Below are 13,854 nucleotides of genomic sequence, written 5' to 3'. Positions count from 1 at the left end.
CGCTAGGCGGAGGCCAGTCCCCTGTCGATTTCCGTCAGCTTCCGCAGCATGAAGTCTTTGGCTGGAGAGACGGCATTGGCGATGCGCAACAGTCCGTGGCGGAGCACCCGGGCCGGCGCCGTGTTGTCGGTGTAGAGCCGCACGATGGCGTTGGTGGCGAGGTAGAGCGGCAGCGTGGCGGCGCGATGCTCGCGGGCGTAGCTGTCCAGCACGGAAGCCGCGCCGATGTCGCAGCCGGCCTGCGCCGCCTGCCCTACCTTGGTGGCGAGCGTCTCTGCTCCACGCAAACCGAAGTTGAATCCGTGCGCGGTGACAGGATGCATGCCGACGGCCGCGTCGCCGGCGAGCGCGAACCGCTTGCCGCTGAAGCGATCGGCGTAGACCGCGACGAGCGGATAGGCGTGGCGGCTACCATCGAGCACCATGCGGCCCCAGCGCGCGCCCAGCCTGCGCTCAATCTCTCCGGCAAATTCCTCGGCAGGAAGGTCAAGCGTCCTTTTGCCGACGCTTGCCGGCTGCGTCAGCACGATCGATGACGTCCGGCCATTGAGCGGCAGGACGGCAAGCGTCTGATCGATGTCGAACCACTCGTGAGCCGTCCCATCGTGCGGCTTCTCGTGGTTGAGACGGCAAACGATGCAAAGGTGCCCGAAGTCGCGGAGGTCGGCGCCGATCCCGGCCATGCGCCTCAGCTCGGAAAAGCGGCTATCGGCGGCGACGAACAGCGGCGCGGAGAGTGTTACGCCTGACGCTAAAGACACTTCCGCGGCCGCGCCTTCCAACTGGATGCGACTTGCCGACTCGTCCGTGCGGAGCGTGATGCGGGTACGCCGCTTGGCCGCGCGGTAAAGCTCGCGGCGCAGCACCGCATTGCTAACGAGGTAACCCAATGAATCGCGTCCGGCTTTGCTGGGATCGAAACGCAGCCGCACCGCCTGATCTGTGTTTCTGACCTCCGCGCACCGGATCGGGGCGATCTCCGCGGGCGTCAGTTCGGCCCAAACGCCGATGTCGGCGAGAATACGTATGGATCTGTGCGTCAGCGCAATGTCGCGGCCATCGGCGGCTGGCGCTGCGATGGCCTGCTCACGCTGCCGTTCTAAAACAGTGACGTTCATTCCCCGGTCGGCCAGCAGGCACGCCAGGCTCAGACCTGCGGGTCCAGCACCTGCGATGATGACGTCGATGGCGCAGCTCACGGCGATGCTCGGCTCCGAGGCGACTCTTTCGCCAGAGCTTGGATGAAGCAGAGTGCTGACTGCTTGATGCACCTCAAGCTGGCGCTGCACGAATTGCCGCGCGGGAGCGTCGTCTCCCCGAGACCAAGCTGGAGTTTCGCCGGTAGCTAAAGCCGGCAACTCTATGCCCGTCGATCCCAGCGCGCCCGCTTTGTCGCAGTCATTTTTGAGCAAGATCAAGTTTAGGGCTGCGACGCTCGGCAAAGTCTAATGTCGTACGTCAGCGCTCTAGCCAGGAGGGCCGGATGCAAATCATCGCGAAGCGCATTGGGTCTGCGCACCCGCATATCGCTCTATGTGTCTTTCTCGCCATGTCGTGCCTCGTGTACGCCGGCGTGATCTGGAAGATAATTTCAATCGGCCAGTAACCTCCACAATCCGCACTTTGATCTAGATCAAAGGCCTCGGCGAAAGGCTCCAGCAAAGTGACCTCTGCTGCTCCCCCGGACGGCTCCCAAACGATAGCAGATCTACGGCCTAAGACGGATATGCGAGGACGACATTATTGCGACCGTTGCGCCGTGCGGGAGGCATCGTTGTGCAGCGAAGTCTCTGAATCGGCTGCGCGTGAGCTGGCTCCAATCGCGCATCATCGGCGCATACCCGTGGGACAGGTCATACATAGTGAGCACCAGGGCCTTGGCTCTCTTGCCATTATCGTCTCGGGCGTCGTCAAGCTCGTCAAGGCGCAAAGGGATGGGCGGCTGCAGATCGTCGGGCTGCAGTATGCGGCAGACTTTGTCGGCCATCCTTATGCGGCAAAGAGTTCGCTAATCGCCGAGGCAACCACGCATCTGGAGCTGTGCTGCTTCTCTCGCTCGGCATTCGAAGCCCTGATGCGCAATCACCCCACTCTCGAGCAGGCTCTGTACCGGCGCGCGCTCAACGATCTAGAGACAGCGCGAGAGTGGATGTTTCTGCTCGGCCGCAAGACTGCACGAGAGAAAGTGGCAAGCCTGCTGGTTTCGATCGCCACGCGGATAAACAGGCCGCTCGGGAGCGTGGGCGCCACCGCCGGCAAGATGGCGTTGCAGTTCGACTTGCCGCTGTCGCGCAACGAAATCGCCGATGCCCTCGGACTGACGATCGAGACGGTGAGCCGCGAGATGCGAGCGTTGAAGCTGGCGGGGGTCGTATCCACCGCGGGCCGGCGCAGCGTAACGGTGTTGAAGCCCGACGTGCTGCAGACGATCGCAGAGGGCGATCTCGACTGACATTGCGCGCGCAGGCTCACGCGCGCCTTACGAGGCTGTGATCGACCCGTTGATGTGGATCAAGAGTGCCCCCGCGCAATCCTCTCTAACTGCTTCCAGAAAAGAAAAGAACCTGGAGGACGCTATGAGAGGTTGGCGCAATTCCGCGTCCGGCGTTGACGTTTGGAGCGCCGCACCATGAGGGTGCGTGTGCTCGGCTCGGGCGCCGGGGGCGGCTTCCCGCAATGGAACTGCAATTGCCGCAACTGCGCCTCAGTACGCCGCGGCGAGGCAGGTTTCGTTGCCCGCACACAGTCGTCTTTGGCGGTCAGCGCCAACGGCCGTGACTGGGTGCTTCTCAACGCATCGCCGGATTTGCGTCAGCAAATGGCCGATGCGCCCGGTCTTGCTCCAAGCAACAGCACATTGCGCGACAGCCCGATCAAGGCGGCGGTGCTGACGAATGGCGATGTCGATCACATTGCCGGTCTCATCAACCTGCGCGAGGCGCAACCGTTCACGATCTACGCAACGCCCCGCGTGCTGGGCGTGCTTGAGGCAAACTCGATCTTCCGCATCCTGGCGCCGGGCGTCGTCGACCGCGTCGCGCTTTCGCCTGGCAAGCCGACTCCATTGACCGGCGCCGGCGTGGATCTTGGACTTTCCGTTGAAGCGTTCGATGTGCCGGGCAAGATTGCCCTATATCTGGAAGACGCCAGTGCCGGCCCAGGGCTCGGCACTCAATCGGGCGACACGGTCGGTTTGAAGATCACCGATACGGCGACGGGCGAAGCGTTCTTCTACATCCCCGGTTGCGCCGACGTCGATGACGCGCTCGCCCAGCGCATTAAAGGCGCCTCTCTCATCTTCTTCGACGGCACGCTTTTCGATGACGACGAGATGATCGATCAGGGTCTGCTCGCGAAATCGGGCGAACGTATGGGCCACATCTCGATCTCGGGGCCGCAGGGGTCGATCAGCGCGTTCAGCGGTCTCGACGTGACAAGAAAAATCTACGTTCACATCAACAACTCCAATCCGGTGCTCGATGGCAATTCTGCTGCGCGCAGAACGGTCGCGAACGCGGGCTGGGAGGTCGGATACGACGGTATGGAGGTGCGCCTATGAATGAATTCGTCAAAACGTTCGAAGCAATCGATAAGCCTTGGACCCCGCAGGAGTTCGAAGCCAACATCCGCGCCGTCGGCGTGGAGCGCTATCACGACAAGCACGAGTTCCATAAGCTGCTGCACGGCGGCAAGCTGAACAAGGGCCAGGTCGCCGCCTGGGCACTGAACCGCTACTGCTATCAGGAAGCGGTGCCGCGCAAGGACGCCGCACTGATGAGCCGCGTCTACGATCGCGAATTCCGGCGCGAGTGGATTCACCGCGTGCACGATCACGACGGTATGCTGCCCGACGAGCAGGGCGGCATCGAGCGCTGGCTGGTGCTGACCGACTGCCTCGGGCTCGATCGCGAGTATGTGACGAGCATGCGCGGCGCCCTGCCCGCGACGCGCTTCGCCGTAGAAGCCTACGTGCGCTTCGTTGTCGAGCAGCCGCTCGTGATTGCGGTTGCGTCCTCGCTGACCGAGCTGTTCGCGCCGTCCATCCATCGCGAGCGTATCGCGGGCATGCTGGCCAACTACGATTTCGTCAACGACGACGTGATGGCTTACTTCAAGCGCCGCCTGTCGCAAGCGCCGCGCGATGCATCGTTCGCGCTGGAGTTTATCAAGACGAATGCGCGCACGCGCGAGATGCAGGAGGCGTGTGTCGATGCGGTGCGCTTCAAGTGTAACGTGTTGTGGGCGCAGCTCGACGCGCTGTATCTCGCCTATGTGCAGGGCATGGTCCCGCCCGGCGCCTACAAACCCGAGTGAGCGGCAATGACCGAACTGAAGCCGCTTGACGCGCTCGATGCCTCTGCGCCCGCATATACGCGGGCGCCGATCGGCCTGTTGGCCGAACTCACCTATCGCTGCCCGTTGCAGTGCCCCTATTGCTCCAACCCCTTGGAAATGGAGCGCGGCAACGAGCTGTCGGCAGAGGAGTGGAGCCAAGTGTTTCGTCAAGCGGCCGAACTCGGCGTGCTGCAGCTCCACTTATCCGGCGGCGAGCCTACACTCAGGTTGGACCTCGAGGAAATCCTCGAGGCTGCCGTCGCCGCCGGCCTTTATACAAACCTCATAACCTCGGGCGTGACGCTGACGCGCGAGCGACTGGAGCGGCTGGCGAAGATCGGGCTCGATCATGTCCAGCTTTCGATACAGGACGTCGATCCTGACAACGCTCAGCGCATTTCCGGATACAAGGGCGGCTCTGAGAAGAAGCGCGCGTTTGCCGGCTGGGTGCGGGAGCTCGGCCTGCCGCTGACGCTCAACGCCGTCATTCATCGCCAGAACATCGAGAACCTTCCGGCGATGATCGACTATGCGGTGGAGATCGGCGCCGGGCGCATCGAGGTTGCACATACGCAATATTATTCCTGGGCTTTGAAGAACCGGGCGGCGCTGATCCCGACGCGCGAGCAGTTCCTCAAATCGGTGGAGATCACCAACGCCGCCAAGGAGCGTCTCAAAGGCGTGCTCGTGTTCGACGTCGTGGCGCACGATCACTACGCCGTTCGCCCGAAACCGTGCATGGGCGGCTGGGGGCGCAGCCTCATAGATATTACCCCGACGGGCAAGGTGCTGCCTTGCCATGCCTGCCAGGACATCCCTGGTATTTCCATCGACAGCGTTCGTGAGAGGGCGCTGGCGGACATTTGGTTCCGCGGCGACGCCTTTCAGAAGTTTCGCGGTACCGCCTGGATCAAGGAGCCGTGCGCCTCGTGCGACCGGCGCGAGATCGATTGGGGTGGCTGCCGCTGCCAGGCGCTGATGATGACAGGTGATGCCTGCAATGCCGACCCGGCGTGCGCGAAGTCGCCGTGGCACGAAGAGTTTGCGGCGATTGCCGAGCGGGAATCGCAGGCGCCGGCGCCGCCGTTCATCTACCGCCGCATCGGCGGTGTGGTGGCCTAGTCGTCCGCGTCACGCGCGGTTGAGCTTAGCGGGACCACTGACAAACGGACTGCCGCGCACGAAGAAGCGCCAGGGCTTATCGGCGTCGCGCGTGATGCCGATGCGGACCGAGCGGGCGATGCGCGGGGGTTTTGATCCGTCGTCGGCGAACCAGAGCGCATTGCCGGGACCGTAAGCGTCGCCGTCCAACGCAAAGCCGATGTCGAACGCCTGGGCAAGGCAGCCGGGGCCGCGCGCGAGGCGGCGAATGTCGTCGATGCCGCGCCGCGCACGCATTACGTCGATGCCGGCGAGGGGCTCGGCCGCGCGGATCAGTACGCCGCCGCCCACGCCGTCGGCCTCGCTCGAAACGTTGAGCATCATCGCCGTACCGTAAGCGCGATATACGTAGACGTGGCCATGCGCGAGAAACAGCGAGGCATTGCGTGCGGTACGTCCGCTACGGTGGTGCGCAGCGTCGTCGCCCGGCGGATACGCTTCAGTTTCGACGATGCGTCCGGTGAGGAAGCTAGATCCGTCCTCGCGCACGAGCACCTTACCGATGAGGAAGCGCGCAAGGGCGATGGTGCCGCTGGGCAGATCGGCGCGGTGGATCGGGTGCAGCTGCTCTGCTGAAGAAGCGTTTCGTGGGGTGGCGCGCATTCGGCGGGGTTCCGCGGTCGGGGTCGCGCGCAGATTAGTGCATTCAGCGCTTGGCCGCACGCGCCGGTGCCGCCTTCGCTTTCGCGGCCTTCGCTGTTGCCGTCTTCCCTCTTGCCGTCTTGGGCTTTGTCGAAGGCGCTCGGCGGGTCGCGGTGCGGCGCGCCGGCTTTGGCTCTGATGGCGGTTCGTTGCCATCGGTGCTCCAAACCGCGTCGGGCTTGATTGCATGGCGCGGCGCGAGCATGAACGGCGTAGGGGCCCTGCCCTTGCCGGCGGCGATCTGCGCCATGGTGCGACCGGAGGCGACCGACTTGTCCTTGCGCAGCGCTGCTTCGCCGTCCGCCGATGCCCACTCGTCCTTGTGCTTTATGAGCAGCCAGTTGTTGCGCTTGCCGCCGTACTTGTCGCCCTTCATGCGGACGAGCACATAACTGCCCTTCAGCTTGTCGCCGGCGAGCACGAACTTCAATTCGCCCTTCTTCAGAGCATCGTCGATGTTCTCGTTGCCTTCGGGAAGCCAGTAGCCGCGGTCCCACAGCATCACTGTGCCGCCGCCGTACTCGCCCTTGGGGATGGTGCCTTCGAAGTCGCCGTAGTCGAGCGGATGATCCTCCACTTCGACAGCGAGGCGCTTGTCTTTCGGGTTGAGCGAGGGCCCTTTGGTGACGGCCCACGACTTGAACACCCCATCGTGCTCGAGGCGCAGATCGTAGTGCAGCCGCGTTGCGTCGTGCTTTTGGATGACGAAGCGCGGATATTCGGCCTTACGGACCTTCTGCGATCCGCTGGGCTCCTCGGTCTTTTCGAAGTCGCGCTTGGCGCGGTAAGTCGAAAGCTTGGCTGCCATGTCGAAAGGCTTCGCGTTACGATCCGATCAGCCTAGACTGAGGAGCTTAATCTTTTCAGTCTGTCGATTTCGGGGTCTTGCCTACGACCTTCTCCTTGAGATCCCGCGCCGCCTTCTTGCGCGGGTCGTCCGTCGGGGTGGGGCCAACCTGGGGCTTCTTCGATTCGCGGTGACCTTCGGGGTTGAAGCCGCCGACCTCGGTCTTTTCGTCGAAGTCTATGGTTTTTCCGGTCATTGGTTCCTCCACTGTGGAGCAACAACGGCGTGGCCGGCTCCGGCGTTCCGCGGCGCATGGAGTTGCGGAAAACCACTTAGCCGCGTTTGTGAACAAAACGAGAATCGGCCATCAGTTCGAAAATGGCTGTCGCCCATCTCGAAAAGCTGAACGTGGAACAGCGCCGTGCCGTGGAGCATGGCGTTGGCGAGGGCGATGCGCGGCCGGCTGGTCCGCTGCTGGTGATCGCGGGTGCGGGCTCTGGCAAAACCAACACGCTGGCGCACCGAGTTGCACATCTCATTCTCAATGGTGCCGATCCGCGGCGCATCCTGCTGATGACATTCTCGCGGCGAGCATCAGTCGAGATGACGCGGCGCGTTGAGCGGATCACGCGCAACGTGCTGGGTGGCAGAGGTGGTGGCGCCAGCGACGCGTTGGCGTGGGCGGGAACGTTCCATGGCATCGGTGCGCGACTGCTGCGGGAATACGCCGAGCAGATCGGACTCGATCCGGCGTTCACGATCCACGACCGCGAAGACAGCGCCGATCTGATGAACCTAGTGCGGCACAACCTTGGACTGTCGAAGACCGAGAGCCGCTTCCCGACCAAGGGCACATGCCTTTCGATCTACTCGCGCTGCGTCAACGCGCAGATGGCCATCGACGATGTGCTCGGCAGCTCGTTCAAGTGGTGCGCCGCGTGGTCGAAGGAGTTGAAAGAGCTGTTCGCGACCTACGTCGAGGAGAAGCAGCGGCAGAACGTGCTCGATTACGACGATCTGCTGCTCTACTGGGCTCAAATCGTAAGCGAGCCGGCGATTGCCGAAGACATCGGCGCGCGCTTCGATCATGTGCTCGTCGACGAGTATCAGGATACCAACCGGTTGCAGGCGTCGATCCTGCTGGGACTGAAACGCGACGGGCGCGGGCTCACAGTGGTGGGCGACGACGCGCAGGCGATCTATTCGTTCCGCGCGGCGAACGTGCGCAACATTCTCGACTTCCCCAAGCACTTCGATCCGCCGGCAGAGGTCGTCACGCTCGATCGCAACTATCGTTCGACGCGCCCCATCCTCGCTGCCGCAAATGCCGTGATCGAGCTGGCGTCGGAGCGGTTCACCAAGAACCTTTGGAGCGACCGCGAGGCGGCGGCGCGGCCACGGCTCGTCGGCGTACGCGATGAAGCCGACCAGGCACGCTACATTGTCGAGCGGGTGCTGGAGAACCGCGAGGCCGGTGCGCTGCTGAAGCATCAGGCAGTGCTGTTCCGCACTTCGCATCACTCAGGACCGCTGGAGGTGGAACTCGCCCAGCGCAACATTCCATTCGTGAAGTTCGGCGGGCTGAAGTTTCTCGATGCCGCGCACGTCAAGGATCTGCTGGCGCTGTTGCGCTTTGCCGAGAACCCGCGTGACCGGGTGGCGGGCTTCCGGCTGCTACAGCTTCTCCCCGGCGTCGGGCCGACGACGGCGCAGCGCGTGCTCGATGCCATGGTGGAGACATCGTCGCCCATCGAGGTGCTGTCGCACATGCCGGCGCCGGCGCGCGTTCTCGGCAGCGACTGGACCGGGTTCGTCGAGGCGATCGTGTCGCTGGCCAGTGGCGGCGATGGATGGCCGGCCGACATGGCCAACGCACGCCACTGGTATCAGCCGCACCTGGAGCGCCTGCATGAGGACGCGCAGCCCCGCCAGGCTGATCTGTTGCAGCTCGAACAGATCGCGTCGGGCTACCCCTCGCGCGAGCGCTTCTTGACCGAACTCACGCTTGATCCGCCGGACGCCACGAGCGATGAGTCCGGGCCACCGATGCAGGACGAGGACTATCTCATCCTCTCTACAATCCATTCCGCCAAGGGGCAGGAATGGAAGTCGGTGTTTGTGCTCAACGTTGTCGATGGCTGCATGCCGTCTGATCTCGGAACGGGATCGACCGCGGAAATCGAGGAAGAGCGCCGGCTGCTCTACGTGGCGATGACGCGCGCGAAGGACGACCTGCACCTCGTCGTGCCGCAGCGGTTCTTCACGCACGGACAAGCGAACAACGGCGACCGGCACGTATACGCCTCGCGCACGCGATTCATCCCCAATGGGTTGCTCAAACATTTCGACACGCGAAGCTGGCCCGTCGTTGCGCCAGATCAAAGCGCGCGGAGCCCGGGTGCGGGAGTACGCATCAACGTCGGCGCCAAGATGCGCGAGATGTGGCGCTAGGTCGCTTGACTCAACATAAGCGACTACTAAATTAGTCTTTATGAATATATCGGACCTCATGACCGACAGCGAGCGTGCGGCTGCCTTTCTGAAGGCGCTCGCCAACGCAAACCGGCTCATGATCCTGTGCGAACTGAAGGATGGCGAACGATCGGTTTCGGCGCTGGAGGGCGTCGTGCCTCTGGCACAGTCCGCGCTGTCGCAGCATCTCGCCAAGCTGCGCGTCGAAGGTCTGGTGAAGACGCGGCGCGAGGCACAGACGATCTACTACTCGCTGGCGGATGAGCGCATCGGCCGGCTGATCGATACGCTGGACGACCTTTTCTGCTCCTCGCGCAAGAAGAAGTCGCGCCGCTGAGCAATCACAGAATTCAGGAGGTGCCTATGTCCAAGGACTGGATCGAGATGACTCGAAGCCTGAGCGGCGGTCTCAAGGAGATGCGCGGCGGGGCGCCCGACGTTATGAAGGCATTCTCGACGATCGCCCAGGCGGCCACAAAGGCGGGCGCGCTCGATACCAAGACGAAAGAGCTGATCGCACTGGCCATCGGCGTTGCCGTACGGTGCGATGACTGCATCGCCTTCCATGCCAAGGCGGCGTCGGACCGCGGCGCCTCGTCGGAGGAAATCCTCGAGACCCTCGGCATGGCGATCTACATGGGCGCCGGGCCGTCGGTGATGTACGCCGCCCATGCTCTGGAAGCCTACAACCAGTTCGCCGAGAAAAAGGCCGAACCGGTTGCGGCCGCCGGATGATGACGTCCGGCTAGACCTTTGCAGCGTCAGCCGGAAACCCCTCACCCGGCCGCGATCTGTCGATCGCGCCCGACCTCTCCCTCCAGGGAGAGGTAAAGTGTCGTTGTCAATACTTAGCCTCTCCCCGGCGGGGAGAGGCCGAAGCGATTGCAAATGAGCTTCCGGTGAGGGGGCGCTTCGACCACAGCCCGGACTCTAGACTGTCGGCAGGCGTAGGATGTTAGCTGAGGCCCCAGCCTGTCACGTCAATGAGCTGTCCGGTCACGCCAACTGACGAGGGCGAAGCAAGAAACACGACGACATCGGCGATCTCGTCACGCTTTGCCCACTTGTCGGTATCCTTGGGCTTCATCATGGCAACGTTGGAAGCCGTATCGACGAGGCCGGGCCCAACTGCGTTGACGCGGATGTGTGCGTCCTTGCCTTCGAGCGCGAAGGTACGCGTGAGGGCTACGACACCGGCCTTGGCGACGTTGTAGGGCAGCATGTTCGCCTGCGCGTTGCCGGCGCGAGCAAAATTGATGATCGAGCCGCCACCGGTTTTGGCCATGTGGGGAAAGACCTCGCGGGTGAGAAGGAACGCGCTCAGCACGTTGTTGTTCACCTCGCGGGTCCATTCGTCGAGCGTCACCTCGGCGGACGGCTTGTAGACCGTCAGGCCGCCAGCAAGATTGACGACGATATCGATGCGACCCAGAGCTGACACCGTTTCGGAGACCAGACGCTTGACGTCGGCTTCGTCGGTGAGAGAAGCGACCACTGGAATTACATTGGCGCCCTCCGCCTTCAGCTCAGCGGCGCGGGCGACGACGTTGTCCTTGCTGCGTGCGCAGATGGTGAGCGAGGCGCCTTCCTTGGCGAGCGCCTTGGCGACAGCCTGCCCGACCTGTCCGTCGTGACTAACTCCGGTTACGATGGCAACCTTGCCATGCAGACGTGCTGACATCCCGCTCTCCTTGTCATCGCTGGTCGGCCGCACGACGTATACCGCAACAGGAAGGACCGCAACACATGAGCTGGATACCGACCGAGGACCCGCAACCTGGCGATGCACATGCCTGCGACGCGCTCGAGCAGGTCATCGTTCCGCGGGCGCGTGATCTCGGCGGTTTCTCGGTGCGCCGCGCGCTTCCGGCGGTTGGGCGGCAGATGGTTGGGCCTTTCATCTTTTTCGATCAAATGGGCCCGGCCGAGTTCCTCATAGGCACCGGTATCGACGTGCGCCCGCATCCGCACATCGGGCTGGCGACGGTGACGTATCTGTTCGATGGCGAAATCATGCATCGCGACAGCCTCGGAACCGCGATGTCGATCCGACCGGGTGCATTGAACCTGATGTCGGCGGGTGCGGGCATCGTTCACTCCGAGCGCACCTCACCGGAGCAGAAGGCGTTGGGACCGCGGCTGTTCGGTATTCAGGCGTGGGCGGCGCTGCCAAAATCACATGAGGAAGGCGCGCCGACATTCAAGCACGTGAGTGCCGATGAGCTTCCGCGCATCACGGGCGAGGGCAAGACCGTTCGGCTGATCATGGGGCAGATGTTCGGGCGGACGTCGACGGCCGAGTTTCCGCATCCGAGCTTCTACGCCGAGGCGGTGCTGGCGCCAGGTGCGGTTCTGCCGCTCGATTCCGACTACGACGAGCGAGCGGTCTATATCGCATCGGGCGAGATCGATATCGCAGGAGACAGCTTCGGCGCGGGCCGCCTGCTGGTATTCAAGCCCGGCGACCGCATTTCAATCCTCGCGCTGTCGCAGACGCGGCTAATGTTGCTGGGCGGCGAGCCCATGGATGGGCCGCGTCACATCTGGTGGAATTTCGTTTCGTCCTCAAAGGACCGCATCGACGCGGCGAAGGCGGATTGGAAGGCAAAGCGCTTTCAGCCGGTGCCCGGGGACATGGAGGAGTTCATTCCGCTGCCCGAAGGCCGCCCGTGAGATTGCGCTGACCTATAGGGTCAGCGCATCTTTTCCTTCGCCTTGTCCTGGGCCTTCTGGAACCAGCCGCCAAGCTTATCGACCAGGCCGTTGAGCGTGGAACTGTCGGCACGCGAGAAAGCGTCGACCATCCGTTCAAAGGCCGGGGTTACCGGGGCGGCTGCGGCGGTAGCGGCACGGGATACCGAGCGCTGAATGGTGTCGGCGAAATCGTAGAGGTCGGAACGGGTCACGTTGGGCGACCATTTTTCAAGCGAGGGCAGCCGGTCCCATGCTGAACGCGGATGAGAGCGCCGGGGCACGACAGCGAGTGCGATGAGAGCGCCCGCTGCTGCTGCGATACCCATTGCGAGAACCGGCTGGCGGCGGATGCTGCGGCGAAGCTCGGTGGTGCCGGCATCGGCTGCATCGCCTATCTTACCGGCGGCCGCGCGAGCACGACTCTCGGCAACTTCAGCCACTTCCTTGGCCAGAGCACTGACGCTCGCCCGCAGCTCCGCCAGCACAGTTTCGTCGGCACCCGTTGCGGGATTCGGGGACGAACTCATTTCCTTCACGGGGCTAACCATCGCGCCGTCTCCTCTACCTTAGGGTCTGTGACCGGGGCGTTTAATTATTACGATCTGTGGGCATTTGAACGTTTCGATTGAATGATCGGTTCCCCATCCAAATAGTATACTGGATGCGCTCAAATGCGCGGAACTCGCGAGCCTCAGTCAACGTTTTACGCACGACATTGATTTCCGCCCAACGACGATGTCCAGGCCGTCCCCACAAAAGGAGGATCCCCAATGCAGTTCTCGTCAGCAAATCGCACCGGAGAGTCAAACCCAGGGGCGCGCCAGGCCGCCTCAGACGTGGGAGACAATGTTCAGGCTCTGCGCGAGGACATCGCCAGCTTGGCAGAGTCTGTGAAACGCCTTGCGTCCGAGCAGCTCGGCTCGAGCGTGGAGGACCTCCAGGACAAAGCCAAAGAGAAGGTGAGTGACGTCGAAGCCGCCATTCGCCGTAACCCCAGCCAAGCAGCGCTGATCGCGGCCGGCATCGGCTTCGTATTCGGCCTTATTCTTTCGCGCTGACACCAGTAGGAGTGACACATGAGCTCGCAGTATACATCCGGCCGCAGCGGTACCACCCAAGGTTCCTTCGAGCGGCAGGCGCGCGACATCGCCAGTAACGCGCAAGACAAAATCAGCGATACGGTCGAGCAGGCGCAGACGATGGCGCAGGAACAATACGACAAGCTTGCCGCCACCATTCGCCGTAACCCGCTACAGGCAGCGGGCATTGCGGCCGGCGTCGGCTTCGTTCTCGCGCTGCTTGCCAGACGCTAAGCGACTAGGAGTGGAACATGATCGGCGACGCCGTTCTCTACGCTGCAAGTAGAGCCACGCATACTGCCATAGAGAATGTCTCGCGTCGGCTGACCTGGGCGGCGCTCGCGATCGTGTTCTTGCTCGCCTCGTTCATCCTGGCTCTCATTGCTCTTTACATCGTTCTGGAGCCGCACTTCGGCGCGCTGCAGTCGGTCGGCATGCTGGCTGGCGGATGTGTGCTGCTGGGCATCATTTGTCTGTCGATGCCGTGGCTGATCGAGCGGGCAGAGGCCCGCGAACGCGATCATGGTTCTGCCACGGCAAATGCAGTCGCGGCGGTAGACCAAGAAGCTAAAGAAGCCGTCGATTACTTTGGTGCCATGCAAGTGGTGGGCACCGCCTTTCTGTTCGGCCTGGGAGCAGCCCGAAGGCTGCGACGCTAGCCGCAGCAGCCATTTTCTGAGGTTA

Annotated in this window: 17 protein-coding genes; 11 read left to right on the top strand and 6 right to left on the bottom strand. The window is 63.0% G+C overall.

Translation table 11 applies throughout. From position 1 onward, the window contains the following. Positions 1–2: 2 nt before the first annotated feature. Positions 3–1,199, bottom strand: coding sequence for a 5-demethoxyubiquinol-8 5-hydroxylase UbiM (ubiM, locus tag ACP15D_RS19740; protein WP_424959107.1), 1,197 nt, complete (start codon positions 1,197–1,199; stop codon positions 3–5). Between the two features lie 575 nt (positions 1,200–1,774). Here ubiM and ACP15D_RS19735 point away from each other — a divergent pair. The 4 genes from ACP15D_RS19735 to pqqE all read left to right on the top strand — a co-directional run bounded on the left by ACP15D_RS19735 (position 1,775) and on the right by pqqE (position 5,457). Continuing rightward, entirely contained in the window at positions 1,775–2,452 is a 678-nt protein-coding gene (locus ACP15D_RS19735; RefSeq protein ID WP_424959106.1) for a Crp/Fnr family transcriptional regulator, read from the top strand. Between the two features lie 177 nt (positions 2,453–2,629). Beyond that, complete coding sequence (gene pqqB / locus ACP15D_RS19730) at positions 2,630–3,559, top strand: pyrroloquinoline quinone biosynthesis protein PqqB (protein ID WP_424959105.1); 930 nt, start codon at positions 2,630–2,632, stop codon at positions 3,557–3,559. After that, positions 3,556–4,314 (top strand): pyrroloquinoline-quinone synthase PqqC, encoded by a 759-nt coding sequence (gene pqqC, locus ACP15D_RS19725; protein WP_424959104.1) that lies wholly within the window; start codon positions 3,556–3,558, stop codon positions 4,312–4,314. The genes pqqB and pqqC overlap by 4 nt, the downstream gene beginning before the upstream one ends. 6 nt (positions 4,315–4,320) lie before the next feature. Then, positions 4,321–5,457: a pyrroloquinoline quinone biosynthesis protein PqqE gene (gene pqqE, locus ACP15D_RS19720; protein WP_424959103.1), complete on the top strand. Its 1,137-nt coding sequence runs from the start codon at positions 4,321–4,323 to the stop codon at positions 5,455–5,457. A gap of 9 nt (positions 5,458–5,466) precedes the next feature. On the opposite strand, the gene ACP15D_RS19715 is transcribed toward pqqE, so the two are convergent. From ACP15D_RS19715 to ACP15D_RS19705, 3 genes are read right to left on the bottom strand one after another with little or no spacing between them, the layout of a single operon-like run. After that, positions 5,467–6,099, bottom strand: coding sequence for a DNA-3-methyladenine glycosylase (locus ACP15D_RS19715; RefSeq protein WP_424959102.1), 633 nt, complete (start codon positions 6,097–6,099; stop codon positions 5,467–5,469). A 43-nt stretch (positions 6,100–6,142) separates the two neighbouring features. Continuing rightward, positions 6,143–6,946: a DNA polymerase ligase N-terminal domain-containing protein gene (locus ACP15D_RS19710; RefSeq protein WP_424959101.1), complete on the bottom strand. Its 804-nt coding sequence runs from the start codon at positions 6,944–6,946 to the stop codon at positions 6,143–6,145. Between the two features lie 55 nt (positions 6,947–7,001). Continuing rightward, on the bottom strand, positions 7,002–7,181 hold the full coding sequence (locus ACP15D_RS19705) for a hypothetical protein (protein WP_424959100.1): 180 nt from the start codon (positions 7,179–7,181) through the stop codon (positions 7,002–7,004). A 122-nt stretch (positions 7,182–7,303) separates the two neighbouring features. Here ACP15D_RS19705 and ACP15D_RS19700 point away from each other — a divergent pair, with 122 nt between their 5' ends. The 3 genes from ACP15D_RS19700 to ACP15D_RS19690 are packed head-to-tail and all read left to right on the top strand — an operon-like array spanning position 7,304 to position 10,132. Then, positions 7,304–9,376, top strand: a complete 2,073-nt coding sequence (locus ACP15D_RS19700; protein ID WP_424959099.1) for an ATP-dependent helicase — start codon at positions 7,304–7,306, stop codon at positions 9,374–9,376. A 40-nt stretch (positions 9,377–9,416) separates the two neighbouring features. After that, on the top strand, positions 9,417–9,734 hold the full coding sequence (locus ACP15D_RS19695) for an ArsR/SmtB family transcription factor (protein ID WP_424959098.1): 318 nt from the start codon (positions 9,417–9,419) through the stop codon (positions 9,732–9,734). Between the two features lie 26 nt (positions 9,735–9,760). Beyond that, positions 9,761–10,132, top strand: coding sequence for a carboxymuconolactone decarboxylase family protein (locus ACP15D_RS19690; RefSeq protein ID WP_424959097.1), 372 nt, complete (start codon positions 9,761–9,763; stop codon positions 10,130–10,132). 220 nt (positions 10,133–10,352) lie between these two features. Here ACP15D_RS19690 and ACP15D_RS19685 read toward each other — a convergent pair whose 3' ends face one another. Then, positions 10,353–11,078 carry an SDR family NAD(P)-dependent oxidoreductase gene (locus ACP15D_RS19685; RefSeq protein ID WP_424959096.1) on the bottom strand — a complete coding sequence of 242 codons (726 nt, stop codon included), beginning with the start codon at positions 11,076–11,078 and terminating at the stop codon, positions 10,353–10,355. 65 nt (positions 11,079–11,143) lie between these two features. Here ACP15D_RS19685 and ACP15D_RS19680 point away from each other — a divergent pair, with 65 nt between their 5' ends. Next, entirely contained in the window at positions 11,144–12,070 is a 927-nt protein-coding gene (locus ACP15D_RS19680) for a pirin family protein (RefSeq protein WP_424959095.1), read from the top strand. A 20-nt stretch (positions 12,071–12,090) separates the two neighbouring features. On the opposite strand, the gene ACP15D_RS19675 is transcribed toward ACP15D_RS19680, so the two are convergent. Beyond that, positions 12,091–12,618, bottom strand: coding sequence for a hypothetical protein (locus tag ACP15D_RS19675; RefSeq protein WP_424959094.1), 528 nt, complete (start codon positions 12,616–12,618; stop codon positions 12,091–12,093). A 243-nt stretch (positions 12,619–12,861) separates the two neighbouring features. Here ACP15D_RS19675 and ACP15D_RS19670 point away from each other — a divergent pair, with 243 nt between their 5' ends. From ACP15D_RS19670 to ACP15D_RS19660, 3 genes are read left to right on the top strand one after another with little or no spacing between them, the layout of a single operon-like run. Continuing rightward, positions 12,862–13,149, top strand: a complete 288-nt coding sequence (locus tag ACP15D_RS19670; RefSeq protein WP_072376974.1) for a DUF883 family protein — start codon at positions 12,862–12,864, stop codon at positions 13,147–13,149. A gap of 18 nt (positions 13,150–13,167) precedes the next feature. Further along, positions 13,168–13,404 (top strand): DUF883 family protein, encoded by a 237-nt coding sequence (locus ACP15D_RS19665; protein WP_424959093.1) that lies wholly within the window; start codon positions 13,168–13,170, stop codon positions 13,402–13,404. Positions 13,405–13,421: 17 nt separating this feature from the next. Further along, the gene (locus tag ACP15D_RS19660; protein ID WP_424959092.1) at positions 13,422–13,829 is read left to right on the top strand and encodes a hypothetical protein; all 408 of its coding nucleotides are present in this window, start codon (positions 13,422–13,424) and stop codon (positions 13,827–13,829) included. Positions 13,830–13,854 lie beyond the last annotated feature (25 nt).

It is taken from the genome of Hyphomicrobium sp. 1Nfss2.1, assembly GCF_965243865.1.
In the GTDB taxonomy this organism is placed as follows: Bacteria; Pseudomonadota; Alphaproteobacteria; order Rhizobiales; family Hyphomicrobiaceae; genus Hyphomicrobium_A.
Note: the sequence above shows the minus strand (reverse complement) of the source record. Positions and strands in the feature narration are given on the sequence as shown.

Excerpts from the sequence above, each read along its gene's own strand:
- pqqB (WP_424959105.1), top strand. The coding sequence starts at position 2,630 with ATGAGGGTGCGTGTGCTCGGCTCGGGCGCCGGGGGCGGCTTCCCGCAA.
- pqqC (WP_424959104.1), top strand. The coding sequence starts at position 3,556 with ATGAATGAATTCGTCAAAACGTTCGAAGCAATCGATAAGCCTTGGACC.
- pqqE (WP_424959103.1), top strand. The coding sequence starts at position 4,321 with ATGACCGAACTGAAGCCGCTTGACGCGCTCGATGCCTCTGCGCCCGCA.
- ACP15D_RS19715 (WP_424959102.1), bottom strand. The coding sequence starts at position 6,099 with ATGCGCGCCACCCCACGAAACGCTTCTTCAGCAGAGCAGCTGCACCCG.
- ACP15D_RS19710 (WP_424959101.1), bottom strand. The coding sequence starts at position 6,946 with ATGGCAGCCAAGCTTTCGACTTACCGCGCCAAGCGCGACTTCGAAAAG.
- ACP15D_RS19705 (WP_424959100.1), bottom strand. The coding sequence starts at position 7,181 with ATGACCGGAAAAACCATAGACTTCGACGAAAAGACCGAGGTCGGCGGC.
- ACP15D_RS19700 (WP_424959099.1), top strand. The coding sequence starts at position 7,304 with ATGGCTGTCGCCCATCTCGAAAAGCTGAACGTGGAACAGCGCCGTGCC.
- ACP15D_RS19695 (WP_424959098.1), top strand. The coding sequence starts at position 9,417 with ATGAATATATCGGACCTCATGACCGACAGCGAGCGTGCGGCTGCCTTT.
- ACP15D_RS19690 (WP_424959097.1), top strand. The coding sequence starts at position 9,761 with ATGTCCAAGGACTGGATCGAGATGACTCGAAGCCTGAGCGGCGGTCTC.
- ACP15D_RS19685 (WP_424959096.1), bottom strand. The coding sequence starts at position 11,078 with ATGTCAGCACGTCTGCATGGCAAGGTTGCCATCGTAACCGGAGTTAGT.
- ACP15D_RS19680 (WP_424959095.1), top strand. The coding sequence starts at position 11,144 with ATGAGCTGGATACCGACCGAGGACCCGCAACCTGGCGATGCACATGCC.
- ACP15D_RS19675 (WP_424959094.1), bottom strand. The coding sequence starts at position 12,618 with ATGAGTTCGTCCCCGAATCCCGCAACGGGTGCCGACGAAACTGTGCTG.
- ACP15D_RS19670 (WP_072376974.1), top strand. The coding sequence starts at position 12,862 with ATGCAGTTCTCGTCAGCAAATCGCACCGGAGAGTCAAACCCAGGGGCG.
- ACP15D_RS19665 (WP_424959093.1), top strand. The coding sequence starts at position 13,168 with ATGAGCTCGCAGTATACATCCGGCCGCAGCGGTACCACCCAAGGTTCC.
- ACP15D_RS19660 (WP_424959092.1), top strand. The coding sequence starts at position 13,422 with ATGATCGGCGACGCCGTTCTCTACGCTGCAAGTAGAGCCACGCATACT.